General features: G+C 67.2%; 18 protein-coding genes. 5 read left to right on the forward strand and 13 right to left on the reverse strand.

The features are described from left to right. Positions 1 to 18: 18 nt before the first annotated feature. From ACT9TC_RS01200 to gatC, 7 genes are all read right to left on the reverse strand, one after another. Entirely contained in the window at positions 19 to 621 is a 603-nt protein-coding gene (locus ACT9TC_RS01200) for a hypothetical protein (RefSeq protein ID WP_458041659.1), read from the reverse strand. After that, complete coding sequence (locus ACT9TC_RS01205) at positions 596 to 916, reverse strand: hypothetical protein (protein ID WP_458041660.1); 321 nt, start codon at positions 914 to 916, stop codon at positions 596 to 598. Before ACT9TC_RS01205 ends, ACT9TC_RS01200 begins: the two co-directional genes overlap by 26 nt. Positions 917 to 968: 52 nt before the next feature. Then, the gene (locus tag ACT9TC_RS01210) at positions 969 to 2228 is read right to left on the reverse strand and encodes a DNA polymerase IV (protein WP_458041661.1); all 1260 of its coding nucleotides are present in this window, start codon (positions 2226 to 2228) and stop codon (positions 969 to 971) included. Positions 2229 to 2362: 134 nt separating this feature from the next. Beyond that, positions 2363 to 3265, reverse strand: a complete 903-nt coding sequence (locus tag ACT9TC_RS01215) for an IS982 family transposase (RefSeq protein ID WP_458040813.1) — start codon at positions 3263 to 3265, stop codon at positions 2363 to 2365. 88 nt (positions 3266 to 3353) lie between these two features. Then, complete coding sequence (gene gatB / locus ACT9TC_RS01220) at positions 3354 to 4871, reverse strand: Asp-tRNA(Asn)/Glu-tRNA(Gln) amidotransferase subunit GatB (RefSeq protein WP_458041662.1); 1518 nt, start codon at positions 4869 to 4871, stop codon at positions 3354 to 3356. Further along, a complete protein-coding gene (gatA, locus tag ACT9TC_RS01225; RefSeq protein WP_458041663.1) occupies positions 4871 to 6394 on the reverse strand; it encodes an Asp-tRNA(Asn)/Glu-tRNA(Gln) amidotransferase subunit GatA in 1524 nt (507 codons plus the stop codon). Before gatA ends, gatB begins: the two co-directional genes overlap by 1 nt. Continuing rightward, positions 6391 to 6690 (reverse strand): Asp-tRNA(Asn)/Glu-tRNA(Gln) amidotransferase subunit GatC, encoded by a 300-nt coding sequence (gene gatC / locus ACT9TC_RS01230; protein ID WP_458041664.1) that lies wholly within the window; start codon positions 6688 to 6690, stop codon positions 6391 to 6393. The genes gatA and gatC overlap by 4 nt, the downstream gene beginning before the upstream one ends. A gap of 89 nt (positions 6691 to 6779) precedes the next feature. On the opposite strand from gatC, the gene ACT9TC_RS01235 reads away from it, so the two are divergent. Further along, complete coding sequence (locus ACT9TC_RS01235) at positions 6780 to 8483, forward strand: long-chain-fatty-acid--CoA ligase (RefSeq protein ID WP_458041665.1); 1704 nt, start codon at positions 6780 to 6782, stop codon at positions 8481 to 8483. 16 nt (positions 8484 to 8499) lie between these two features. On the opposite strand, the gene ACT9TC_RS01240 is transcribed toward ACT9TC_RS01235, so the two are convergent. The 4 genes from ACT9TC_RS01240 to ACT9TC_RS01255 form a co-directional block, all read right to left on the reverse strand. Further along, positions 8500 to 8991 carry a DUF4262 domain-containing protein gene (locus ACT9TC_RS01240; protein WP_458041666.1) on the reverse strand — a complete coding sequence of 164 codons (492 nt, stop codon included), beginning with the start codon at positions 8989 to 8991 and terminating at the stop codon, positions 8500 to 8502. A gap of 46 nt (positions 8992 to 9037) precedes the next feature. Next, positions 9038 to 11392: an NAD-dependent DNA ligase LigA gene (gene ligA, locus ACT9TC_RS01245; protein WP_458041667.1), complete on the reverse strand. Its 2355-nt coding sequence runs from the start codon at positions 11390 to 11392 to the stop codon at positions 9038 to 9040. 198 nt (positions 11393 to 11590) lie between these two features. Next, positions 11591 to 12724 (reverse strand): tRNA 2-thiouridine(34) synthase MnmA, encoded by a 1134-nt coding sequence (mnmA, locus tag ACT9TC_RS01250; protein WP_458041668.1) that lies wholly within the window; start codon positions 12722 to 12724, stop codon positions 11591 to 11593. A 141-nt stretch (positions 12725 to 12865) separates the two neighbouring features. Further along, positions 12866 to 14080, reverse strand: coding sequence for a cysteine desulfurase family protein (locus ACT9TC_RS01255; RefSeq protein WP_458041669.1), 1215 nt, complete (start codon positions 14078 to 14080; stop codon positions 12866 to 12868). A gap of 158 nt (positions 14081 to 14238) precedes the next feature. Here ACT9TC_RS01255 and glgX point away from each other — a divergent pair, with 158 nt between their 5' ends. The 3 genes from glgX to glgB all read left to right on the forward strand — a co-directional run bounded on the left by glgX (position 14239) and on the right by glgB (position 20625). Beyond that, the gene (glgX, locus tag ACT9TC_RS01260) at positions 14239 to 16320 is read left to right on the forward strand and encodes a glycogen debranching protein GlgX (RefSeq protein WP_458041670.1); all 2082 of its coding nucleotides are present in this window, start codon (positions 14239 to 14241) and stop codon (positions 16318 to 16320) included. Between the two features lie 178 nt (positions 16321 to 16498). Then, positions 16499 to 18466, forward strand: coding sequence for a maltotransferase domain-containing protein (locus ACT9TC_RS01265; protein WP_458042977.1), 1968 nt, complete (start codon positions 16499 to 16501; stop codon positions 18464 to 18466). Then, complete coding sequence (gene glgB / locus ACT9TC_RS01270; protein ID WP_458041671.1) at positions 18463 to 20625, forward strand: 1,4-alpha-glucan branching protein GlgB; 2163 nt, start codon at positions 18463 to 18465, stop codon at positions 20623 to 20625. Before ACT9TC_RS01265 ends, glgB begins: the two co-directional genes overlap by 4 nt. A gap of 89 nt (positions 20626 to 20714) precedes the next feature. On the opposite strand, the gene ACT9TC_RS01275 is transcribed toward glgB, so the two are convergent. Both ACT9TC_RS01275 and ACT9TC_RS01280 read right to left on the reverse strand, forming a co-directional pair. Beyond that, the gene (locus ACT9TC_RS01275) at positions 20715 to 21674 is read right to left on the reverse strand and encodes a tetratricopeptide repeat protein (protein ID WP_458041672.1); all 960 of its coding nucleotides are present in this window, start codon (positions 21672 to 21674) and stop codon (positions 20715 to 20717) included. Beyond that, positions 21671 to 23611 carry a glycosyl transferase gene (locus tag ACT9TC_RS01280; protein ID WP_458041673.1) on the reverse strand — a complete coding sequence of 647 codons (1941 nt, stop codon included), beginning with the start codon at positions 23609 to 23611 and terminating at the stop codon, positions 21671 to 21673. The genes ACT9TC_RS01275 and ACT9TC_RS01280 overlap by 4 nt, the downstream gene beginning before the upstream one ends. A 171-nt stretch (positions 23612 to 23782) precedes the next feature. Here ACT9TC_RS01280 and ACT9TC_RS01285 point away from each other — a divergent pair, with 171 nt between their 5' ends. Further along, positions 23783 to 24841 (forward strand): AI-2E family transporter, encoded by a 1059-nt coding sequence (locus ACT9TC_RS01285; protein ID WP_458041674.1) that lies wholly within the window; start codon positions 23783 to 23785, stop codon positions 24839 to 24841. The last annotated feature ends 11 nt before the right edge of the window (positions 24842 to 24852 follow it).

A 24852-nucleotide genomic window follows, 5' to 3' on the forward strand; every position in this document is an offset into this window, starting at 1 on the left:
CTCGCAGTCAGCGCGGCATCAGGGCATCGAGACCACGAGCGTTGCCCGCTGCGCGGGATCATCCGCACGGATGTGCGCTTGCTCTTGAGCCACCCAGCGATCCCAGTGCGGGCGATAGGTGTCGCCGTCGCGGAGGAGGGCGCGACGTTTCCGTGCCTCTTCGGGCGCTTCCACCCACACGGCTATGTCACTCAACCGGAGCGTCTGGGCCGTGATGATGCCCGAGCCCTCCACGATGAGCGACAGAGACGGATCGACCGCATGCGCCTCGGCCGGAGCATCCGTCTCCCAATCATGCCTGCGCCACACGCCCATCAACCCGCGCGCGTGCGGGACGAGAATGTCCTGACGCGCGATCTCGACGCCGGATTCCAGTCCGTCCCAGCCGGGATAGATCGAGTCGAGCGCGACCAGCTGGACCCGGCCTGCCGCTGGCCAATTCCGCACGAGAGCCGCCGCGAGCCTCGTCTTTCCGGCGCCGCTCTGCCCGTCAATCAGCACGACGGGGTTCAGAGCGTCGAGACCGCGCAGTTCCCGCACGATCCGGGCCACGGCGGCGTCGGATGCTGCGGTGAGGGGATCGTCGGGCGTGGGTCTACTTCTTGAGTGCGCGGATGACACGGCTGAGTGCCCGTCCGGCAACCCACACGAACGGGATCCCGACGCCGAGCAGCGCGATCACGTTCGGTTCGAAGCGCAGATCGTCACCGCGTCGGATGTAGGCGCCGAAAGGCAGCGAGTACCCGCCGCCGCCGCCACCCTCATTGCCCTTCTCGTCCGAACCACCACCGAATCCGTGCCACGTCGCGGCGACGGGGATGATCCGCACACCATCGACGTCCTGCTGGTCGCCGTACGCGCTGCTGACGCCGAAGTGAACGGACTGCTGGGCGAGGTCCTGTGCAATGTTGGGCATTCCCCCACGCTAGCGCGGGTTCGCACCAGTGACGAGTGGCTTGCGGATGTCGTCAGTCGCGAGATGCAGGCGGTCGGGGGTGCGAGGGCAGAGCCGTCGGACGCGCCGACCGGCCCACGAAGGTGGCGCGCATGACGGCGGCTCCGCCAAAGCGTGCGGATGCCGCATCCAGCGTGTCTTCGAGCTTGCGGCGGTCTTCGTCGTCATCCCAGAGGGACTGCCCGCGGGCCGCCGGCCGAAGATTCTCGGCCCGCACCCCGAGCAGACGGATCGGCTGGCGGGCCTCGACCGATGCGAAGAGATCGCGTGCCTCGTCGCCGATGCGCTGGCCGACGTCCGTCGGTTCGGAGAGGGTGCGCGACCGACTGATCGTCGTGAAATCGGCGAAGCGGACCTTGATGGCCACGGTCGCGGCATCCCATCCGCCCTTGCGGAGCCGCCGCGCCACGCGGTCGGACAGTCGGAGAAGTTCGGAGCGCAGGAACGCCGGGTCCCAGACATCCTCATGAAACGTTTCTTCGTGCCCGATGCTCTTCTCGACGCGTGTCGTAGACACCTCGCGGGGATCGATACCGCGGGCGAGTTGCGAGAGACGCTCACCCGACGCGACGCCGACGATTCGGTCGAGAACGTCGCGCGGCGTTTCGATGATGTCGGCGATCGTCCGGATACCTCGCGACTCGAGGGACTCGGCGGACTTCGGTCCGACCCCCCACATCGCGCGAACGGAGCGCGGACGGAGGAAGGCTTCGGTTTCGGCGGCCGAAACGATCAGCATGCCGTCGGGTTTACTGATGGTCGAGGCCATCTTGGCAACATGCTTGGTCGCCGCGACGCCGACACTGCACGTCAGCCCGGTCTGTTCCTGCACGCGCTTTCGGAGCATCCGGGCGATCTCCCCAGGACTTCCCCACAGCCTGCGTGCGCCGCGGACGTCGAGGAACGCTTCATCGATCGACAGTGGTTCAACGAGCGGCGTGACATCGTGAAAGATGCTCATGACCTGGGTCGAGAGAGCTTGGTATCGATCAAAATGCGGCAGCACGACAACGGCCGAGGGACAGAGCCGGAGCGCATGCGACACCGGCATCGCGGAACGAACCCCGAAGCGTCGCGCCTCGTATGACGCGCTCGAGACGACCGAGCGGCCCTCGGGCGCGCCGACGATGATCGGTTTGCCGCGCAGCGATGGGTTGTCGAGCACCTCGACGGCGGCGTAGAACGCATCCATATCGACGTGCAGGATTCCGGTACCCGAGTCATCCGCGCCATCGGCGGAGACGATCCGCCCACTGCCGTCGCCGCGTCCCATGCACTCATTCTCGCCCCGGCCTCCGACATTGCCGCGCCCCTGGGTTTCGATCCCTTCGGGATTCGAAAAGCCGAGAGTGCACGTTCGCGTAGCGAACGTGCACTCTCGGCCCTAGATGAGTGAGTCCGTTTGGTTCAGTGGTCGTAGGCGATGAGGGAGCGTTTGGCGGGGGCGTTGGTGAGCCAGTTGTGCCAGATGCCGGCGGCGAGGGCGAGGAGTCTTGCGGCGACGCGGGAGTAGACGCCTGCGGGGGTTCTGCCGCCGTGGTCTTCGAGGGTGAGTTGGCCTTTGAGGGTGTCGAACACGGACTCGACCCATTGTCGGATGCTGCCGAGTTTCCCGAACCTGGGGGTCTCGTCTTTGCGGTCGGGGCGGATCAGGTGCGCGCCGAGTTCGTTGGTGACGAAGTCCTCGAACTGCTTCCCAGCGAAGCCTTTGTCGCCAACGATGACCTGTCCAGGCTGGATGAGGTGTCTGTCGTGGTCGAGCATCGCTTGGGTGGCTTCGCGTTCACCGATCTTCGGGCTCGCGAGTCCCCAGATCACGGGCATTCCGTCGGGAGTGCAGATCAGATAGAGCCGGAAGCCCCAGAAGTATCGGGAGTGGGATGCGCAGTATCCGTAGTCGGCGTGCCCGGCAAGGTCTGAGCGTTTCACGGTCTCCCGCGATTTCCCGCACGGTAACGGGGTCGAGTCCACCAGCCGGGTGATCTCACCCCAGGACGGGGTGTCACGGGCCAGCTCGGTGATCACCGCAGAGAGAAGCCCGGTGGATTGGCGGACGCGTTTGCCCCACCCGGACTGGCCGGGCAGGTTCGGGAACATGCCCTTCAGGTGAGCGTGCGCGTATCGGATCCATTTCCGATCCGACGCGATCCCGAGCAGGTGTTGCGCGACCAGCAGGCAGAGCAATTCCGCGTCGTTGAGGGCGGGTTTGCGGCCCGGGTGGTGATCGCGGGTGAAGCCGATCGCGGGCAGGATCCGGTCATCGAGGTGGACGTAGAGTGTGATCAGGAGGGTGTTGAGTTCAGTTTTCACACACCGGGGTTAACACCCTCCGCCTGCGATTAACAGCATCCACGCCGACCCAGCCAAACGGACTCACTCATCTAGTGATCCCTACCGACTACAACGACGCGGCGCGCTCCAGGACGAGCTCGCGCACCCGGGCCGCGTCGGCCTGCCCCCGCATCGCCTTCATGACCGCACCGATGACAGCGCCCGCGGCCTGCACCTTGCCGTCGCGGATCTTCTCGAGAACGTCCGGCTGGGCCTTCAGCGCCTCATCGATTGCTGCGATCAGCGCCCCGTCGTCCGAGACGACGGCCAGCCCACGCGCGTCAACGACCTCCTGCGGGGTTCCCTCCCCCGCGATGACGCCCTCGAGCACCTGGCGCGCGAGCTTGTCGTTGAGGGTTCCGGCATCGACGAGAGCCTGCACGGCCGCGACATCCGCGGGAGCGATCAGATCGGATGCCTCACGCCCGGCAGCGTTCGCCAGTCGCGTGATCTCGCCCGTCCACCACTTCCGCGCCGCGGCGGGGGACGCGCCGGCAGCGACAGTCGCCGCCAACTCGGCCAGCAGGCCGCCATTGGCGACATCCTGGAACTCGAGGTCTGTGAAGCCCCACTCGGCCTTCAACCGGCGGCGGCGCGCGGGCGGCGCCTCCGGCAGCGCGGCCCGGAGCTCTTCGATCAGCGCGGGTGCGGGCACCACGGGCAGCAGGTCGGGCTCGGGGAAATAGCGATAGTCGTCGGCATCCGACTTCGGACGTCCCGGCGACGTCGTGCCGGTGTCTTCGTGCCAGTGCCGCGTCTCTTGAATGATCGTGCCGCCCGACGCGAGGATCGCGGCCTGGCGCTGGATCTCGTACCGCACGGCGCGCTCGATCGACCGCATCGAGTTCACGTTCTTCGTCTCGGTGCGGGTGCCGAGCTTCTCGTGACCGCGCGGGCGCAGCGAGACGTTCGCATCACAGCGCAGGTTTCCCCGCTCCATGCGTGCGTCCGAGATGCCGAGTGCCAGCACGATGTCGCGGATCGCCTGCACATAGGCCTTGGCGATCTCGGGCGAGCGGTGCTCACCCCCGAAGATCGGCTTTGTCACGATCTCCACCAGCGGCACTCCGGCACGGTTGTAGTCGACGAGCGAATATTCCGCGCCCTGAATACGGCCCGTCGCTCCCCCGACGTGGGTGAGCTTGCCAGCATCCTCTTCCATGTGCGCCCGCTCGATCGGCACCACGACCTCAGTGCCATCGGCGAGTTCGACCGTCACACTGCCTTCGAACGCAATCGGCTCGTCGTACTGCGATATCTGGTAGTTCTTACCCAGGTCAGGGTAGAAATAGTTCTTCCGCGCGAAGCGGCTGGACGGCGCGATCTCGCAGCCGAGGGCGAGGCCCAGGCTGATCGAATAGCGCACGGCCAGCTCATTGACGACCGGTAGCGAGCCGGGCAGCCCGAGATCGACAGTTGCGGTGAGCGTGTTCGGTGCGGCGGCGTCGTGCGCACCGTGCGCCGGGTTGGGAGCACCCGAGAACATCTTCGTGACGGTGTTCAGTTCCACATGCACTTCGAATCCCATGACGGGCTCGAACAGTTCGAGCGCCTTGTCGAAGTCCATCAGCGGGGCCTTGGCCATCAGGAAACCCCTCCTCGGGTGGTGAGCGCCGGGGCTCGGTCTAGCAGCGGTCCGCCCCAGGCATCCTCGAGCAGTGTTTCGAGCGCCGCGCCGACGCGGTAGAGACGAGCATCCTCGCGGACGGGCGCGAGGAACTGGATGCCCACGGGCAGGCCATCCTCTTCGGCCAGACCCGACGGGATCGAGATGCCGGGCACACCGGCCAGGTTCGCCGGGATCGTCGTGACGTCATTGAGGTACATCTGCAGCGGGTCGTCGACCCGTTCGCCGAGGCGGAACGCTGTCGTCGGAGCGGACGGCGTCGCAATCACGTCGACGGCACCGAACGCGGCGTCGAAGTCTCGCTGAATCAGCGTCCGTACCTTCTGAGCCGACCCGTAGTAGGCGTCGTAGTAGCCAGCCGACAGGGCGTAGGTGCCGAGGATGATGCGGCGCTTGACCTCATCGCCGAAGCCCGCCTCGCGCGTCGCGGCCATGACATCCTCGACCGTCGCGTTGGCGTTGGGGGTGACCCGCATACCGAAACGTACCGAGTCGAACTTGGCCAGGTTACTGGAAGCCTCGGCCGGCAGGATCAGGTAGTACGCGGCCACGCCGTACTCGAAGTGGGGGGCGCTGATCTCGACGATCTCGGCGCCGTTCGCCTCGAGGAGCGCGAGGGATGCACGGAAAGATGCGGAGACGCCGGTCTGGAAGCCGCTGTCGGGAAGCTCACGGACCACGCCGACGCGCAGCCCCTTGAGCACATCGCCGCGGGCGCCGTCGCGGGCGGCCTCGGCGAACGAGGGCCAGACATCGGTCAGCGACGTGGAGTCGCGGTGGTCATGCCCGCCGATGACGTCATGAAGCAGGCCAGCGTCGAGCACCGAGCGCGTCACGGGACCGACCTGGTCGAGGCTCGAGGCGAGGGCGATGGCGCCGTAGCGACTCACGCCACCGTAGGTCGGCTTCATGCCGACGGTGCCGGTCAGGTGCGCGGGCTGGCGGATCGACCCACCCGTGTCCGAGCCGAGCGCGAGGGGCGCCTCGAAGGCGGCGACTGCCGCGGCGGAACCGCCACCCGAGCCGCCCGGAACGCGGTCGAGATCCCACGGGTTGTGCGTCGGGCCGTACGCCGAGTGCTCGGTCGACGAGCCCATGGCGAATTCGTCCATGTTGGTCTTGCCGAGCGGCACGAGTCCCGCGGCGCGCGAGCGTGCGACGACGGTTGCGTCGAAGGGCGACATGTACCCCTCGAGGATGCGCGAGCCGCTGGTCGAGGGCATGTCGGTCGTGACCAGCACGTCCTTGATCGCGAGGGGGACGCCGGCGAGAGGGCCGAGGTCGTCACCGGCGGCGCGGCGGCGATCGATGTCCGCCGCGACGTCGAGAGCGTGGTCGCTGACGTGCAGGAACGCGTGCACGTCGCCGTCGACGGCGGCGATGCGGTCCAGGTGCGCGCGCGTGGCCTCGACGCTCGAGACCTCGCCCCGCGCAAGCTTTTCGGAGAGGGCAGCCGCGCTCAGGCGCGTGAGGTCGCTCACTGTTCCTCCCCCATGATCGCGGTCACGCGGAAACGTCCGTCTGCAGCATCCGGGGCATTCTGGAGCGCCTGCTCGAGGGTCAGCGTCTCGCTGACGACGTCGGGACGGAAGACATTCCGGAGGGGCACGGGGTGGCTCGTCGCGGGGACGTCGGGGGTGGCGACCTGCGACACCTTCGCGATGTTGTCGACGATGACGTCGAGCTCTCCGGTGAGGCGGTCCACCTCCTCGTCGGTCAGCTGGATCCGGGCGAGCACGCCCAGATGGCGCACGAGTTCGGGGGTGATTTCAGACACTGCCCCATTCTAGGCGTCGGGCTTGGCGCTGCCCCGCGCGCGCGTCCGCCCTGTCGCCCGCCCGCTGCCCCCCGCAATAGGCTGGCGAAATGACGACGACGTATGAGCCGCCGAGGCCGTGGATCCAGAGCTATGCCGACGGAGTCCCGGCCGAACTCGAACCAGTGACCGGGTCGCTCGTCGACATCGTCGAAGCATCCGCCCGGGACTATCCGGATGCTCCCGCCCTGCAGTTCTTCGGCCGCACCACGTCGTACCGCGACCTGCAACAGCAGATCGAACGCGCCGCCGCAGGCTTGCGTGCCCAGGGTGTGAAGCGCGGCGATCCCGTCGCGATGGTGCTGCCGAACTGTCCGCAGCACATCGTCGCCTTCTATGCCGTCCTGCGCCTCGGCGCCGTCGTCGTCGAGCACAACCCGCTCTACACCCCGCGCGAGTTGCGCAAACAGTTCGAAGATCACGGCGCGGTGCACGCGATCGTGTGGAACAAAGTCGTGCAGACCGTGCAGCAGTTCCCCGCCGATCTCGCGCTGCAGACGATCGTCTCCGTCGACGTCACGCGAGCCATGCCGGCGCGCACGCGGCTCGCGCTGAGGCTTCCGGTCGCCAAAGCCCGCGAAGCTCGAGCGGCGCTGACGACGCGGGTCAGCGGCACGGTCCCTTGGGAGACCGTGGCCGGAAGCGACCCGCTGTCCTCGACGGTTCCGAAGCCCGAGACCGATGATCTCGCGATCATCCAATACACGAGCGGCACCACGGGAACCCCGAAGGGTGCCTCGCTCACTCACCGAAACCTGATTTCCAACGCCGCCCAGTCGCGCGCATGGGTCCCGTCGATCCGGCGCGGCGAAGGATGCGTCGTGTACGCCGTCCTTCCGATGTTCCACGCATACGGCCTGACCCTGTGCCTGACCTTCGCGATGTCGATGGGCGCGCGACTCGTGCTCTTCCCGCGCTTCGATCCCGAGATGGTGCTCGCGGTGACGAAGAAGCACCCCGCGACGTTCCTCCCCCTCGTGCCGCCTATCGCCGATCGCCTGCTGAAAGCCGCCATCGAGCAAGGAGTCTCGCTCGCCGGAACCGAGGTCGCGATCTCGGGCGCGATGGCGCTCCCCCACGACCTCGTCGTGCCGTTCGAGGCCGCCTCGGGCGGATACCTCGTCGAGGGTTACGGTCTGAGCGAGTGCTCCCCCGTTCTGATGGCGAACCCCGTCGCCGACAACCGAGTACCGGGAACCGTCGGCCTGCCGCTCCCCGGTACGGAGTGCCGGGTCGTCGACCCCGATGAGCCGACTCGCGATGTTCCCGCCGGTGAGCGCGGCGAACTGCTCGTCCGCGGACCCCAGGTCTTCGGCGGCTACTACGGCAAGCCCGAAGAGACCGACAAGGTGTTCGTCGACGGATGGTTCCGCACCGGCGACATCGTCACGATCGACGAAGCGGGATTTGTCCGGATCGTCGATCGCATCAAGGAGCTCATCATCACGGGTGGGTTCAACGTCGCCCCGACCGAGGTCGAGATCGCTCTGCGACAGCATCCCCAGGTCGAGGATGCGGCCGTTGTCGGGCTACCCAGCGAGCACTCCGGCGAAGAGGTCGTCGCCGCCATCGTCCCCGTCGCCGGGGTGACCCTGGACGAGGAGTCCGTGCGCGAATTTGCCCGCGGCATCCTGACGCCCTACAAGGTTCCCCGCCGAATCTTCGTCGTCGACGAGCTACCCAAGTCCTTGATCGGCAAGGTTCTGCGCCGACAGGTGCGTGAGTCGCTCCTCCAGCTCACGACCGGGCGCTAGCGCGATCTGTGAGCGCTCAGGCGCGCAGCTCCCCCGGGCGCGGCTGCACCCATGGCGCGTTCGCGTAGCCGTCTTCCCAGGGGAATCGCCCGTTCTTGTCGTCGTAGGTGAGTTGCAGAAGAGGCACCGATGCTTCCGCGGGACGCTGATAGAAGCGGTTGGCCGCGAACGCGATCTCACCCGGATTCGGCACGACCTCGGCCACGACCCGATGTGGCCAATCCGCGAATGACAGCATCTCGCCCACGACGATGTTGCGACCGCCTCTGATCATCGCCGACACTTCGTTCAGCACGCCCGATGCCGTGTTCGGCCCCACTCCGACGATCAGCAACTCCGGATGGCCGACACCGAATAATCCCACCGTGTAGGCGAAAGATGCTTCGCAATGCGTGTCGTCGCCGCCGACATACTGCAAGTAGACGCCATGGGCACGAATAATCTGCGCCGTGTGCTCGTCTTCTTGGTCGAGCCATGCCTGGATCTCCAGGTCGGAATTGGATGACATGTTGTTCCCCTCTCGTTTCGATGAGAGTAGAACATACCTACGACACTCAGCCCGCGTCGGGGTCGAGCGCGTCGAGCGCTGCCGGCCCCTGCGTGACGAGCAGCCGGAACTGTTCGGCATCGATGATCCGAACCCCGAGCTCTTCGGCCTTGCCGAGCTTCGAACCCGCACCCGGCCCGGCTGCGACGAAGTCCGTCTTCTTCGAGACGCTCGACGCGGACTTTCCTCCCGCAGCAATGATCGCCTCCTGCGCACCTTCGCGGGTGTAACCCTCGAGAGACCCGGTCGCGACGACGGTGATCCCCTCGAGCACACCGCCCTCGACGACCGCGGCACCCGGGCCCGGGTGTCCAGGAGTCGCGAGCTGAGCGCCCGAAGCGGTCCACCGCTCGACGATCTCGCTGTGCCAGTCGATCTCGAACCAGTCGATCAGAGCGTCCGCGATGACGCCTCCGACGCCCTCGACGGCGGCCAGATCTTCTCGCGACGCCTTGCGGATCTCGTCAACGGAGCCGAACCACTGCGCCAGAGAGCGCGCCGCGACCGGACCGACGTGGCGGATGTTGAGCGCGACCAAGAACCGCCACAGGTCCTTCGTCTTCGCCTTCTGCAACTCCTCGAGGAGCGTGATCGCCTGAGCGGATGGCTGAGGCCCGGTCAGTCCCTGCTTCTTCTCGGCGGACGACGGATTGCGACGGAACGGCGCGCGGCGGACCCTCTCCCCCGTCTTGTCGTCGACACGAGGCTCACCCGTTTCGGAATCGCGAACGACGACCTCGATGGGGACGAGCTGCTCGAGGGTCAGCTCAAACAACCCGGCCTCGGTCTCGAGCGGCGGAGTGGTCGGCGAAGACGGTTGCGTCAGAGCCGCTGCCGTCACCTCGCCGAGCGCCTCAATGTCGAGGCCGCCGCGGGATCCGATGTGCTCCACACGTCCTCGCACCTGGGCGGGGCACGCGCGCGTGTTCGGGCACCGCAGGTCGATGTCGCCCTCTTTCGCGGGGGCGAGGGGCGTGCCGCACTCGGGGCAGTCCCTCGGCATCACGAACTCGCGTTCGGTGCCGTCGCGCAACTCCACGACGGGCCCGAGCACCTCGGGGATCACATCTCCCGCTTTGCGCAACACCACGGTGTCGCCGATGAGGACGCCCTTGGCACGGACGACATCCTGATTGTGGAGGGTCGCTTGGCGCACGACTGAGCCCGCCACGCGCGCCGGTGCCATGACCGCGAACGGCGTGGCCCTTCCGGTCCGTCCCACGGAGACCACGATGTCGAGCAGTTTCGTGTTGACCTGCTCGGGCGGGTACTTGTACGCGATCGCCCAGCGCGGCGCGCGGCTCGTGGCGCCCAGCTCATCGTGCAGCACGAGCTCGTCGACCTTGACCACGATTCCGTCGATCTCGTGCTCGACATCGTGGCGGTGCTCGCCGTAGTGCTCGACGAACGCCGTGACACCGTCGATAGAGTCCGTCGTCTGGAAATACGGGCTCGTCGGAAGCCCCCACTCCTTGAGCAGAGCGTAGATTTCGCTCTGCGAGTCGACGGGCGGGCCCTCCCACGCTCCGATGCCGTGCACGAAAAGGCGGAGCGAGTCGAGGCGCGCCTGCCCGGCTTCGAGCTCGAGCCCGTCCTTCTTGTCGAGTTGCTGGCGTAGACCACCGCTCGCGGCGTTCCGCGGATTCGCGAACGCGGGGAAACGACGCTCCGCGCTGGTCCGTGCCTTTTCCTCGTCGAATGCGCGAGAGCGTGCGCGGGTCTCTTCGATCGCACGATCCCGCATGTTCGCCTGTAGCTCGTTGAGTGCCGCGAAGGCGGCGACGGGGATGAAAACCTCCCCGCGGACCTCGACGATCGGCGGATGCCCCGTGCCCGCAAGCCGTTTCGGGATCCCATTCACGCGCACCGCGTTGAACGTGACGTCCTCACCGATCCGTCCATCCCCGCGAGTCGCGGCCGACGTCAACACGCCGTTCTCGTAGCGCAGGCTGATGGCGAGGCCGTCGATCTTCAGCTCGGTCAACCACCGCACGGCTCGGCCCGCGCCCGCCTGGGCCTTCGCGCACCACTCCCGCAACTCATCAAGCGAGAAGACGTTATCGAGGCTCAGCATCCGCTCGGCGTGTTCGACCGGCGCGAACTGCGTCCCCTGAGCGGCACCGACCGTCAGCGTCGGCGAGTCCTGGCCTTGCAACTCGGGATAGAGCCGCTCGATCGCCTCGAGCCGATGCATCCAGCTGTCATAGGTCGCGTCATCGACGAGCTCGGCGTCGCGTCCGTAATAGGCATCCCGCGCTCCGAGAATCTGCTCGGCCAGCGTCCGGGTCTCATCGCGCGCCTGCTCGAGAGTCAGGTCGGGAAGTTCGGATGCTTCGGAATCCACCGGTGCTTCAGCTGCCACCGGTTCAGTTTAGGTTCGACCCCCGACATCCGTCCTCGCGTTCAGTGCGGGCTTGCCAGCCCCGCTTGACGCTCCCCCACCACCGGTCCGCGAACGGACGCGACCGTTCGAGGACGACGAAGGGGCGCTCGACGGCTCGGATGCGAGAGGGAGCGGATCCGGGAAGGCTCAGATGCGAGAAGGCTCAGCTGAAGCGGGTCAAACGCCCGCGGGCACCGCGGAGACCGTACGGTCGATCGTGAACTGTCCGAGCACGCGCGTGCCGGCGTACAGCACCGCGGTCTGGCCAGGCGCGACGCCATCGAGAGGAACGTCCGGACGCACGACGAGCCGCGGCATCCGGTCACCATCCCCGTCTGAACCCGCCACGAAACTCAGCGTCGCGGGCACGGGATCCGCATGAGCACGGATCTGAACATGGCACGCCAGGTCCGACCCGACAGATAGAGCAGCGGAACCCGCCCAGGTAAAACGGTCGCCCGAAATCTCGCCAATCGCGAGCGCCTCGCGTGGCCCGACGACGACCGTGTTCGACACGGGACGCACCTCGAGCACGAAGCGCGGCTTGCCATCCGCCGCCGGAACCCCGAGCGAAAGCCCGCGGCGCTGCCCGACCGTGAACGCGTGGGCGCCCTCGTGCGCGCCGACGACGGCACCGGATGCATCGACGATGTCGCCGGGTGCCGTACCGACGCGATCGGCCAGCCAGCCGCGCGTGTCACCGTCGGGAATGAAGCAGATGTCGTGACTGTCGGGCTTCTGCGCGACGGTGAGTCCGCGCGCCTCGGCTTCGGCCCGCACGAGCGCCTTCGAAGGCGTCTCGCCGAGCGGGAAGAGCGTGTGCGGCAACTGCTCGGCCGTCAGAACACCCAGTACGTATGACTGGTCCTTCGCGGCGTCGCTCGCGCGGTGCAGCTCGAGTTCGCCGGATGCTCCGGGCCGAACGATCGCGTAGTGCCCGGTGACGACGGCGTCGAAACCCAGGTCGAGAGCCTTTTCGAGCACAGCCGCGAACTTGATCCGCTCGTTGCAGCGCATGCACGGGTTGGGCGTGCGTCCCGCGGCGTACTCGTTGACGAAGTCTTCGATGACGTCGTCGCGGAAGCGCTCCGAGAAGTCCCACACATAGAACGGGATGCCGAGGCGATCCGCAGCGCGACGGGCATCCATCGCGTCCTCGATCGTGCAGCATCCGCGGCTGCCCGCACGTAGCGTCCCGCCGGCCCGGGACAACGCGAGGTGCACCCCGGTGACGTCGTGACCCGCGTCGACCGCGCGCGCCGTAGCCACCGCGGAGTCCACCCCGCCGCTCATCGCCGCCAAAACACGCATCCGTCGATTCTACGCGGGGCTCGCCGCACGCGGTCCGGGCCCGCTCGTCGAACCGCTCCCCTGGCACTTGTTGGGGCCAAAAGGCACCCGAAACCACATCTACTGCCAGGCGAGCGGTCCGGTCGGGCCGCAGTGCCCCGATCAGGCGCGCGGGGTGCGGGACGACAGCCCCGCGCGCCGGGCGCGGTCGTAGGCCGCGGGAAGGGCGCCGAGAAGCGCCTCCACGTCCGCCCGTGTCGACGTCCGCCCGAGCGTGAGGCGCAGCGCCCCGGCGGCAACCTCCGGCGCGACGCCCATCGCGAGAAGCACATGGGATGGTTCGGGCACACCCGCTTGGCACGCCGAACCCGTCGACACGGCGACACCCGCCGCATCGAGCAACAAGAGCAACGAGTCGCCCTGCGCTCCGGGCAGAACCACATGCAGATGCCCGGGCAGGCGATCCACGTCGGCCGCTGAGACCACGATGTCGGGAATCGTCGAGCGCAGACGGTTCTCGAGCGCGGCGCGCAGGGCGGAAACACGCGTCGCCTCAGCCGCGAGCTCGGCCACGGCGAGCTCGGCGGCGACCGAAAAGGCCACTGCGCCCGCGACATCCTGCGTCCCCGCGCGAAGACCCCGCTGCTGCCCGCCGCCGTGCAGCAAGGCCTCGAGAGTGACGTGGCGCGACACGACGAGGGCTCCGACCCCGACCGGCCCGCCGACCTTGTGCGCCGAAACACTCAGCGCAACGAGTCCAGCACCGCCGCGCGCATCCGCACGCAGTTCGCGGAACGACAGCGGCACGTGTCCGAAGGTGCCGACCGCGTCGACGTGCAGCGGAACGTCGGCGTCCGCGGCTGCGGCGGATGCCTGGGCCACGGGCTGTAGCGAGCCGACCTCGTTATTGGCGCCGAGGAGGGTGGCCACAGCGGCGCGATCCTCCGCAAGTGCCGCGCGCCACGCGTCCAGGTCCACCCGGGCATCCCTGTCGACCGGCACCCATCGGGCCTCCGCCTGGCCGCTCGACTCGAGCCAGCGGACGGTGTCGAGCGTCGCGTGGTGCTCACCCTCGGGCGCCACGACCAGATTCCGCCCGGTCGCCGCGCGCCGCGCCCTCAGCAGGCCAACGATGGCCAGGTTGATCGATTCGGTGCCACCCGATGTGAACACGACCTCGATCGGTTCGCAGCCCAGCGCCGACGCCAGCCGATCGCGGGCGTCTTCGAGCAGTCGCCGCGCATCTTGACCGGCGCCATGGATGGACGACGCGTTGCCGACGATCTCGGATGCTTCGATCCACGCCGCACGCGCCTCGGCCCGCAGCGGGGTGGTGGCCGCATGATCCAGGTAGGCGCGGTCGAGGGGGGCGTTCACCCCACAACTCTCACATACGGTCGGACCCTTCGGCAGGCTCAGGGGCCGACGCGAGACGGTCGCTGAGCTTGTCGAAGCGACCCGCCCGACACGTGGCATCCTTCCAGCCATCGCCCCGCGTAACGCGCCGGACTCACGTGCTCATTAGTGTTATCCCCATGGTCATCCCGACACCGACGACCGACGCGCGCCCTGCACTCCTCTCGACCGCGCTGGACGACCTCGGCGTCACGTATACGCACGAGGGCGGTTGCCTGCGTGTGTGGTCGGGCCACGCCGATGGCATCGACCTCGTCGTCTTCGACGACACAGACCTCGACTGGATCGTCGAGACCCTCCCCCTGCGGCTCGTCGGCGGGTCGGTGTGGGAGGTCACGACGCCGTTGCTCCGGCCCGGCACCCGCTATGCCATCCGGGTGAGCGGTCCCGCAGGTCCCGGCAACACCTTCAACCCCCGCACCCTTCTGCTCGATCCCTACGCCCGCGGACTCGTGTCCGGCGGGTTCAGCGACTGGCGCTCGGTCGCGCTCGACGGTTCCTTCGACTGGGGTGGAGTCCAGAAACCCCGCGTACCCCTCGATCGGACCGTCATCTACGAGGGACACCTCAAGGGTCTGACCAAGCGCCATCCCGCGATCCCGCCAGCACTGCACGGAACCTACGCCGGGCTCGCCAACCCGGCGATGATCGACTATCTCGTGGGGCTCGGCGTCACGAGCGTCGAGTTGCTGCCGGTCCACGCATTCGCGAGCGAACCGCGGCTGCACCAGCTGGGGCTCAGCAACTACTGGGGCTACAACACCCTCAACTTCTTCACCCCGCATGCCGCCTACGCCACCGAGACCAGCCGTCGCGAGGGGCCCGAGGCGATCCTGCGCGAGTTCAAGGGCATGGTGCGCCTGCTGCACGAGGCCGGACTCGAGGTCATCCTCGACGTCGTCTACAACCACACCGCCGAAGAAGGTGTCGGTGGTCCGCGCTCGAGCTTCCGCGGCATCGACAACCTTTCGTACTATCGCCAACTCGACGACGGCACCTACGTCGACGAGACGGGCTGCGGCAACGCGGTGAACACGGCGACGGATGCCTCGGCCCGACTCATCCTCGATTCGCTCCGCTACTGGGCGAACGACCTGCACATCGACGGGTTCCGTTTCGACCTCGCCGCGACCCTCGGTCGTGACGCGCAGCACCACTTCACGCCCGATCATCCCTTGCTGCAGACGATCCTGGACGACCCGGCACTCGCCGAGGTCAAGATGATCGCCGAACCGTGGGACGTCGGTATGGGCGGCTGGCAGACCGGAAACTTCGGCACCGGCTGGAGCGAGTGGAACGACCGCTATCGCGACCGCGTCCGTAATTTCTGGCTCTCGGACGTCGATTACGCCCGACGCGCCTCGACGGCCCCGGTCGGGATCGGCGGTTTCGCAACACGCCTCGCCGGTTCGTCCAACACGTTCTCGCACGAGCGTGGGCCGCTCGCGAGCGTCAACTTCGTCACCGCCCACGACGGATTCACCCTGCGCGATCTCGTCTCATACGACGTCAAGCACAACCTCGCCAACGGCGAACAGAACCGCGACGGGGCCGACACCAATCGCTCGTTCAACCACGGCGCAGAAGGCCCGACCGACGATCCGCACATCCTCGCCACGCGTCGTAAGGCCATGCGGAATCTGCTCGGCACGCTCCTGCTCTCGTCGGGCATCCCGATGCTCACGGCCGGGGATGAATTCGGCCGGACGCAGCGCGGCAACAACAACGCGTACTGCCACGACTCGGCCCTCACCTGGTTGTCGTGGGAACACGCCGGCTGGCAGACGGATCTTCAGGAGCACGTCCGCCGGCTGATCGCCCTGCGCGGTGAGAACCCCGCCCTCCGGCCGAGCCGGTTCGCGGTTCAGGATCGGCCGACTCCGTCGGCATCCGTCATGGACTGGTTCGACGAGAGCGGTGCGATGATGTCCATCGATCGGTGGACGAATCCGGCGCACAGGACGATCCAATACGTCGCGGCGTCCACCCCAGAACACGAGGCCTTCAACCGGATCCTGCTCATGGTGCACGGTAACGAGTCCCCCATCGACGTCACGCTGCCGGATATCGAGGGCGTCACCCGTTACGTCGAATTGTGGTCTTCGATCGATGAGCGCCCGAGCGACACCGAGCAGACCTTCGCACCCGGCGACATCGTGCCGCTGCCGGGCACATCGATGCGGCTCTTCCGCGCCGAATAACACCCTTCGACGGACCGCGCAAGGCGTATCCTCACCTCGGCATGCAAGGTAGGTTCGGGGTGTGGCTGCCCCTTCAGTGAATGCTGTCCCCCGAGCGTGGCGCAGTGCCGCCGCTCTCCCCGTCCGCCCCGCCAGCGCGTGGCCCGATGAGCACATCACGGCTTCCGGCCGCATCCCGATGTTCCAGCCGCGACCCTCCGTGCCGGGCGATCAGTATCGGCCGAAGGCCTACGCGACCGAGGTCGTACCGTTCATCGTGACCGCGTTCCGTGAGGGGCACGACCGCATCGGCGTGCACCTGCGCCTCTTCTCCCCCAGCGGCGACGAATCGCTGCACCGACTCACCGCTCTCGAGGACGGATTCGACCGCTGGCAGGTGCTCGTCGCCCCCCTCGAAGAGGGCGTGTGGACCTTCCAGTACGAGGCGTTCGCGGATGAGTACGCAACCTGGCGGCACGCCGCGAGCCTGAAGATCGCCGCGGGTGTCGATGCGCCCCTGATGCGCCGGATCGGGTCCGATCTGTTCGAACGTGCGGGACGCGAACGTACCCGGCCAGCCGCGGAGCGCCGTCTGCTCCAGACATCCGCTGCCCGTCTGCTCGACCCCGAGGTCGCGGATGAGGACGCGCTGGGAATCGTTCAGGATGCCTCGATCGCCGTGTCCTTCGCGGCCCGCCCGCTCGCCTCGCTCGTGACCGTCGGCGCGACACGAGAACTGCTCGTCGAACGTCGCCGGGCGGGCGTCGGCGCCTGGTACGAGTTCTTCCCGCGCTCGGAAGGCGCCAAGCGGCTCAAGGACGGGCGCGTCAAGAGCGGCACCTTCCGCACCGCGATGAAGCGCCTGCCGGAGGTCGCAGCGATGGGCTTCGACGTGCTGTACCTGCCCCCGATCCACCCGATCGGCGAGACGCACCGGAAGGGACGCAACAATTCGCTCGTCACCGAGCCGGGCGACCCCGGGTCGCCCTGGGCGATCGGCGGCGCCGCGGGCGGGCACGACACCGTCCACCCCGATCTCGGCACTCTCGCCGACTTCCGCGCGTTCGTGAAGGCTGCACGCGCCGAGGGGATCGACGTCGCACTCGACTTCGCCCTCCAGGCCTCACCCGATCATCCCTGGGTGACCGAGCACCCGGAGTGGTTCACGACACTGCCCGACGGGTCGATCGCCTACGCCGAGAACCCTCCGAAGAAGTATCAGGACATCTATCCGATCAACTTCGACAACGACTACGAGGGCATCCGCTCGGAGGCCCTGCGGGTCATCCGGCACTGGATCGCTCAAGGCGTCGAGATCTTCCGCGTCGACAATCCCCACACCAAGCCGTTGAAGTTCTGGGAGTGGCTGATCCGCACCGTGAACGCGGAGCATCCCGGGGTTGTGTTCCTTGCCGAGGCGTTCGCGCGCCCGGCGATCATGCAGGGTCTCGCGATGGCGGGATTCCAGCAGAGCTACACGTACTTCACCTGGCGCAACACCAAGGAAGAGCTCGAGGAGTTCCTGACCGGGCTGGCGACCGAGACGGCCGACTTCTTGCGTCCGAACCTGTTCGTCAACACCCCCGACATCCTGACCGAATACTTGCAGTACGGCGGCAGGGCCGGCTACAAGACCCGTGCCGCGATCGCCGCGACGGCTGCGCCCACATACGGCGTCTACGCCGGGTACGAGCTCTACGAGAGTGTGGCCCGACCGGGGTCGGAAGAGAACCTCGACAACGAGAAGTACGAGTACAAGACGCGCGACTGGGCCGGTGCCGAGGCATCCGGTGACTCTCTCGCGCCGTATCTGCGGATGCTCAACCGCGTGCGCAACGAGCATCCTGCGCTGCAGCAGCTGCGCAACCTCCGCACCCATTGGAGCGACGACGAGGCGATCCTGGTCTACTCGAAGCACCTCGACGCTGCCCTCTCGCCGACCGGGCAGGCAGACACCATCATCGTCGTCGCGAACGTGGATCCCCATTCCGCCCGCGAGACGACGGTCTATCTCGACACGACCCTCTGGGGCGTCGAGCCCGGGGCGCCCTTCGAGGTCGAAGACCTTGTCACCGGTGCCGTCTGGACCTGGACCGACCGCAACTATGTCCGCCTCGATGCCTTCGCCGAGCCGGTACACATTCTGAAGGTGAGGAGCCCGCGATGACTGTCGTATCTCAGAACGATCTAGATCTTGTTGCCACGGGATCCCACTACTCGCCCCACAGCGTGCTCGGTCATCACGCGGGTCAGGATGCCTCGGGCCGCGCGATCACCACGATTCGCGTTCGTCGTCCCCTCGCCGAGACCGTGACCGCCATCACGAACGGTAGTGAACGAACAGCGCTCGAGCACGTCCGCAGTGGGATCTGGGAAGGTACCCATCAGGGAGCCCCGGTTCCCTATCTCATCGAGGCGACCTACGCGTCTGCGCCGACGTGGACCGCCGACGACCCCTATCGCTTCACCCCGACCGTCGGCGACCTCGACCTCCACCTGATCGCCGAGGGCCGGCACGAAGAGCTCTGGCGTGTGCTCGGATCTCACCTGCGTGACCACCAGGGTGTGTCGGGCACCTCCTTCGCCGTCTGGGCCCCGAACGCACAGGCGGTACGCGTCGTCGGTGACTTCAACGGCTGGGACGGCCAGAGCCATCCGATGCGCTCCATGGGCGGGTCGGGCGTGTGGGAGCTGTTCGCTCCTGGTGTCGGTGAAGGCTCGGCCTACAAATACGAGCTCCTCACGAGCGACGGACGCTGGATCGTCAAGGCAGACCCGATGGCGCGCTGGGCCGAGGTCCCGCCCGCGACCGCGTCCGTCGTGACGAAGGCCCGCCACCTCTGGCAGGACGACGCGTGGATGCAGCGACGCGCCCGCACGACGCCCGTCGACCAGCCCATGTCGGTCTACGAGATCCACCTCGGATCATGGCGTCCGGGTCTCACCTACCGCACCGCGGTCGACGAGATCATCGGGCATGTCACCTCCCTCGGCTTCACTCATGTCGAGTTCCTGCCGCTCGCCGAGCACCCGTTCGGCGGATCCTGGGGGTATCAGGTCACCGGGTACTACGCGCCGACCAGCCGGTTCGGCACGCCCGATGACCTGCGATACCTGATCGACCGACTGCACCAGGCCGGCATCGGAGTGATCATGGACTGGGTGCCGGGCCACTTCCCGAAGGACGAGTTCGCCCTCGCCCGGTTCGACGGGCGCCCCCTTTACGAGCACCCCGACCCCCACCGCGGCGAGCACAAGGACTGGGGCACGTACATCTTCGATTACGGACGCCGCGAGGTTCGCAACTTCCTGGTCGCGAACGCCCTGTACTGGTTCGAAGAGTTCCACGTCGATGGGCTGCGCGTCGATGCGGTCGCCTCGATGCTCTACCTCGACTACTCGCGCAACGAGGGTGAGTGGACCCCCAACATCCACGGCGGACGAGAGAACCTCGAAGCCATCGGGTTCCTGCAAGAGGTCAACGCGACGGCGTACAAGCGCTACCCGGGGATCGCGATGATCGCCGAGGAGTCGACGAGCTACCCCGGCGTAACGGCCCCGACCGACCAGGGTGGCCTCGGGTTCGGGCTCAAGTGGAACATGGGCTGGATGAACGACACGCTCCAGTACTTCGGGCGCGATCCCATGTACCGCGAGCACCACGAGGGCGAGATCACCTTCACCTTCGTCTACGCGTTCAGTGAGAACTTCGTGCTGCCGATCAGCCACGACGAAGTTGTCCATGGCAAGGGCACGCTCGTGTCACGGATGCCTGGTGACCACTGGCAGAAGCTCGCGAATGCTCGGGCGTTCCTCGGATTCCAGTGGGGACATCCGGGTAAGCAACTGCTATTCATGGGGCAGGAGTTCGGGCAGATCTCCGAATGGTCCGAGGGACGTTCGCTCGACTGGTGGATTCTCGACCAGCCGTTGCACGCGCAGCTTCAGGCCTACGTGTCGGTGCTCAACGAAACGTATCGAAAGCACGCTCCGCTCTGGGCGCGCGATCATGACGGCGAGGCGTTCCGGCGGTTGTTCGGGGCTCATCACAACCCGAACGTCGTGGCATTCTCGCGTGCGGACTGGCACGGCAACACCGTGGCCGTGCTCTGCAACTTCTCGGGCGTGCCCGTGCACGACTACGACATCGAGCTACCCGAGGCCGGGGTCTGGACAGAGATCCTCAACTCGGACGCCGTCGAGTACGGCGGGTCCGGGGTGGGCAACTTCGGAGCGGTCAACGCCTCGGCGACCGGCGAAGGCGTGGCGCGTGCGCAGGTCACGCTGCCGCCCCTCGGCGTCGTCTGGCTGCACCACTCACGCTGAGACGGGCGTATCGACGCGTCGCTGCGCTCGCTCAACGAGCACACGCCGCTCGTTGAGCGAGCGCAGCGAGTCGAAACGCAGCCGTGCGCCTAGAAGAGGAGCGATGCCAGACGACTGCGCGCGCGGATGACGCGGGGGTCGGGGTCGCCGATCAAGCCGAAGAGCTCGAGCAGGCGCTCCCGGACGGGCGCGCGCTCGTCGTCGGGCAACGCGGCGAACAGCTCGAGGAGGCGACCGAAGGCGTCGTCGACGTGTCCCCCGGCGATGTCGAGGTCGGCGACCGCGAACTGGGCCGCGACATCGGTGGGCGCGGCGGCCGCGGCAGCGCGCGCCGCTTCGAGCTCGAGGCCCGTGACCCGGCTGAGCAGGCGAACCTGCCCGAGCCCGGCGCGAGCGTCCTCGTCCTTCGGGTTCTCGACGAGCGCCTGCTCGTATGCCGCGATCGCAGCGTCGTAGTCGCCCTCCTCGATGGCGGCAAACGCCGGTGCGTGCAGCGGCGGAAGCGGCGGCTCCGTCGGCTCCTCGTGGGGTTCGGGGACATCCGCTTCGTCGATCGTGAGCGTTCCCGTAACCCCGTTCTGCGCCGCGAGCTGCAGAAGCTGAGCGAAGACCTCGCGAACCTGCTGCTCGGGAACCGCGCCCGTGAACAACGGCACGGGCTGCCCAGCGACGAGTGCCACGACCATCGGGATGGACTGCGCACGGAAGGCCTGCGCCAGCTGGGGGTTCGCGTCCACGTCCACCTTGACCAGCACGAGACGGCCGGCGAGCTCGCCGATGACGGACTCGAGGATCGGGCTCAGCTGCTTGCACGGTCCGCACCACTCGGCCCACAGGTCGATGACGACCGGCACTGTGCGGGACAGCTCGAGGATTTCGCCGAACGTCTCGTCCGTCGCGTCCCGGACAAGGCCGACTGCGCCTGCCGCGGCCGGTGCATCAGCGGGCGCCGGGGCCGTGCCAGGGGCAGGCGGCTGAGGACGGTTGCGCAGCGAAGACAGGTCGACGGCGCCACGGAGGATGGCACCTGGATTAGCGTTTTGACTCATTGGATGACTCCCGCGCTGAGGATGTTCGAGGCGTAGCCGAGCAGACGGATCTGTCCGCCGTCCGCCTGGTTCGGTACGTAGAAGAAAAGCTGGTCGGAGAAAATGGTCTGGAAACCCGAGGCCGAACTCGCCGTGCCCGCGAGCGCCTCGACCGTGGGGTTGCCGTCGAGCTTGATGACCGCGTCGCTATTGGTCGGCTTGACGGTGTCGGTCTCGGTGAGGCTCACCGCGACGATCGCACCCGATTCGAGAGTGGCCAGGCCGACGGCAGGATACGCGCCAGCGGCGGACGAGAAGGTGAGGCTCCCCGTTTGAGCACCCGTCTGGTTGAACTGCTCGAGACGCGTGCGGCGATCTTCGGCTACCTTCACGCGGAACTGGTCGCCGTCTTCCTCAAACAGCGAGGCGAAAGTGCTGTTGTCGCCGTTGTTCAGGACGTCTGCGTAGGCAGCGGCAATTTCCTGGGGCTCGAGAACCAGGAAGGATGAGTCGGGCGGAACCAGGACCGAACCGATCGTGGCGGGGGCGACACCGCCCGGGAACTCGGCGGATGCCGCGAGGTTCGCCAGGTAGGTCAGCTTGTACTCGGACCAGGGGTCGTCCTGCGTCAGCACGGCGACCGTGGGGGCTACGGTCGTCTCGCCCTCTTCGCCGACAACCGTCATGAAGGTGCGCGGCCAATCGTCGTACGCCTGCGGCAGGACGATTTGCAGCGGCTCGGTCGGGATCGCGGGCAGCGCGGGGTGTTCTGCCACCTTGCTGCGGATGAGATAGTTCGCCTTGCGCTCATCCAGCACTGCGCCGGCGAGGCGCGTGGCCGCGAGATCTCCGTCAGCCGCGACATCGGCCTCGGAGACGGTCTGAGCCACCTTCGCGAGGATGCGCTTCGCCTGAGTCTCGGTGACGGCCGGCGCGTCCTGTTCGTCGGCGTCGAGGAGGGTCGCGGTGGGCGACGGGGTCGCCGAAGGCCCGAGCTGCGGCCACGACGCGGCGGTGCAGCCGGTGAAGAGCAGACCCGCAAGCGCGAGGCTCGGAATCACGATGAAGCCCCGAGTGCCACCGCGCAGAGCTCGGCGGGACGGAGTTCCCGAACTGATCACACCCTTCGCCTCGGCGTCGCCGGCGGGGATCGTGTCGAGAGGCTGCGTCACGGGTTGCGGGATGCCCTTGCGTCGCGGGCCGCGTGAACGACGCGCGTGACGGATACCGAGCAGATACAGCAGCAGGCCAAGCACCATGAGGATGCCTCCGGCCACGATCAGCGGACCCGCCCAGGGTGTCGAGTTATCCAGGGGCCAGCTCAGTTCAATCGTCTCGGGAGCCGCCGCCGTGCCATCCGAAGCCAGCAGCACGCTCATCGTCTCCGGAATCTGCAGCTGCGCCGTGAGGGTCCCCTCGTCGGTGAACTCGTCCAGCCACAGGTCAGAACCGGCAGGGTTCCGCCCCGGGGCGTCCGTCGACGTTTCCGCAGACGCATCCGTTGTCGCGTCGTCCGTGGCGCCGTCGCCCTCCGCGCCCGTCTCCGGAGCGGCAGTATCGGGAGCGGCAGTATCGGGAGCGGTAGCTTCGGGTTCGACGACCTCGGGTTCGACGACCTCGGGTTCGACGACCTCGGGTTCGACGAGTTCCGTCACGATCTCGCCCGTGTCGTCGAGCGTCACACGCGTGTAGGAGACCTCGGAGAGCCAGGCGGTGACATCCGCCGTGCGCCCGTACGCGGCATAGACAGGACCGGAGTCGGCTGTCGCCGTCATGGTCTGCGAACCGGGCAGGCTGGTCAGCACCGCACCGTCGATCAGCGTGTAAGGAAGCGCATCTTCCGTGCTGATCTCGGTCTCGGTGGTCTCAGCACCAACGAAAACCGTTCGTTGAGCGATACCCGCACCGATCAGTACGGCGGCGAGCACGAATGCCGCGACAGCCCAGACAAAACGCAAACGAAAACTCCTCCATCGACGCGCCCGGGAGAGTTTCGGCGCGGAAGCGGACATCCCAGACTACCGAAGTACGCCTGAATGTCACCCGCACGCGCGTAAAGCGCCGGATCCGAGCGCGGCGCACGTATTCTGACGTGACGCGCGTCGGGCGCGTCGCAGCCGGAGGTGCACGTGAAGATTCACAACCCGTTCCGCGTCGCATTTATCGCGACGCTTGGCGTGGGGCTCGGGATTGTTCTGATCTCGAGTATTCAGACTCTCTCGACAATCTTGTTGTACGTCGGCACGGCGCTCTTCCTCTCACTCGGACTCGAACCGGCGATCTCGTTCCTCGAGCGACGGCGCATGAAGCGTTGGTTGGCGGTGCTCATCACGGTCGCGGTGATCTTGGCGGCGTTCACAGGGATCGTCTTGATGATCGTGCCGATCATCGTCGATCAGATCAGCCAACTGGTCGTGTTGATCTCCGATGCCCTCGACGAGGGAGTGGAGCCATTCCTCGAGGACTTCCGGGCCTGGCTTGGCGGCGTCTTCCCCTACCTCGACGTCGATCGTGTGCTTCAGTACGTGACCGAATGGGTGAATTCGCTCGATTTCGCGGCGATCGGCGAAAGTGTGATCGCGTTCGGAGCGGCCGTTGTCGCAGGAATCGCCGGCGGATTCATCGTCATGATCCTCACGATCTACTTCACCGCTTCTACTCCGAACCTGAAAGCAGCGGTCTATCAGCTCGTGCCCGCCAGCAGACGAGCCCGGTTCATCGATCTCGCCGAGCAGATCACCGACTCTGTCGGGTACTTCGTCATGGGCCAGCTCAGTCTCGGTTTGACGAACGGCGTACTGAGCTTCATCTTCCTATCGATCATCGGAGCGCCGTTCACCGCTGTTCTGGCGGTGGTCGCCCTCCTGTTCTCGATCATTCCCCTCGTGGGAACTTTGACGGGATCAGCGATCATCGTGCTGACCTGTCTGCTGCCCGGCGTTGGCTCGCCCGGTACGGCCCTCGCAGCTGCGATCTACTACCTGATCTATATGCAGCTCGAGGCGTACGTCCTCGCACCGCGCATCATGAGCCGCGCGGTCTCAGTGCCCGGCGCGGTTGTCGTGATCGCGGCCCTCGCCGGTGGTTCGTTGCTGGGACTGCTCGGCGCGCTCGTCGCGATCCCGGTGGCCGCCAGCATCCTGATCATCTACCGCCAGGTTGTCATCCCGCGCATGAACGAGCTGTAGGCGGCCGCTCC

The sequence above is a fragment of the Microbacterium sp. HM-570 genome, from assembly GCF_054165885.1.

Coding starts and splice junctions, on each gene's coding strand:
- glgX (WP_458041670.1), top strand. CDS start 14,239: ATGGTCATCCCGACACCGACGACCGACGCGCGCCCTGCACTCCTCTCG.
- ACT9TC_RS01275 (WP_458041672.1), bottom strand. CDS start 21,674: ATGAGTCAAAACGCTAATCCAGGTGCCATCCTCCGTGGCGCCGTCGAC.
- glgB (WP_458041671.1), top strand. CDS start 18,463: ATGACTGTCGTATCTCAGAACGATCTAGATCTTGTTGCCACGGGATCC.
- ACT9TC_RS01205 (WP_458041660.1), bottom strand. CDS start 916: ATGCCCAACATTGCACAGGACCTCGCCCAGCAGTCCGTTCACTTCGGC.
- mnmA (WP_458041668.1), bottom strand. CDS start 12,724: ATGCGTGTTTTGGCGGCGATGAGCGGCGGGGTGGACTCCGCGGTGGCT.
- gatB (WP_458041662.1), bottom strand. CDS start 4,871: ATGGCCAAGGCCCCGCTGATGGACTTCGACAAGGCGCTCGAACTGTTC.
- ACT9TC_RS01240 (WP_458041666.1), bottom strand. CDS start 8,991: ATGTCATCCAATTCCGACCTGGAGATCCAGGCATGGCTCGACCAAGAA.
- ACT9TC_RS01210 (WP_458041661.1), bottom strand. CDS start 2,228: ATGGGACGCGGCGACGGCAGTGGGCGGATCGTCTCCGCCGATGGCGCG.
- ACT9TC_RS01265 (WP_458042977.1), top strand. CDS start 16,499: ATGTTCCAGCCGCGACCCTCCGTGCCGGGCGATCAGTATCGGCCGAAG.
- ACT9TC_RS01235 (WP_458041665.1), top strand. CDS start 6,780: ATGACGACGACGTATGAGCCGCCGAGGCCGTGGATCCAGAGCTATGCC.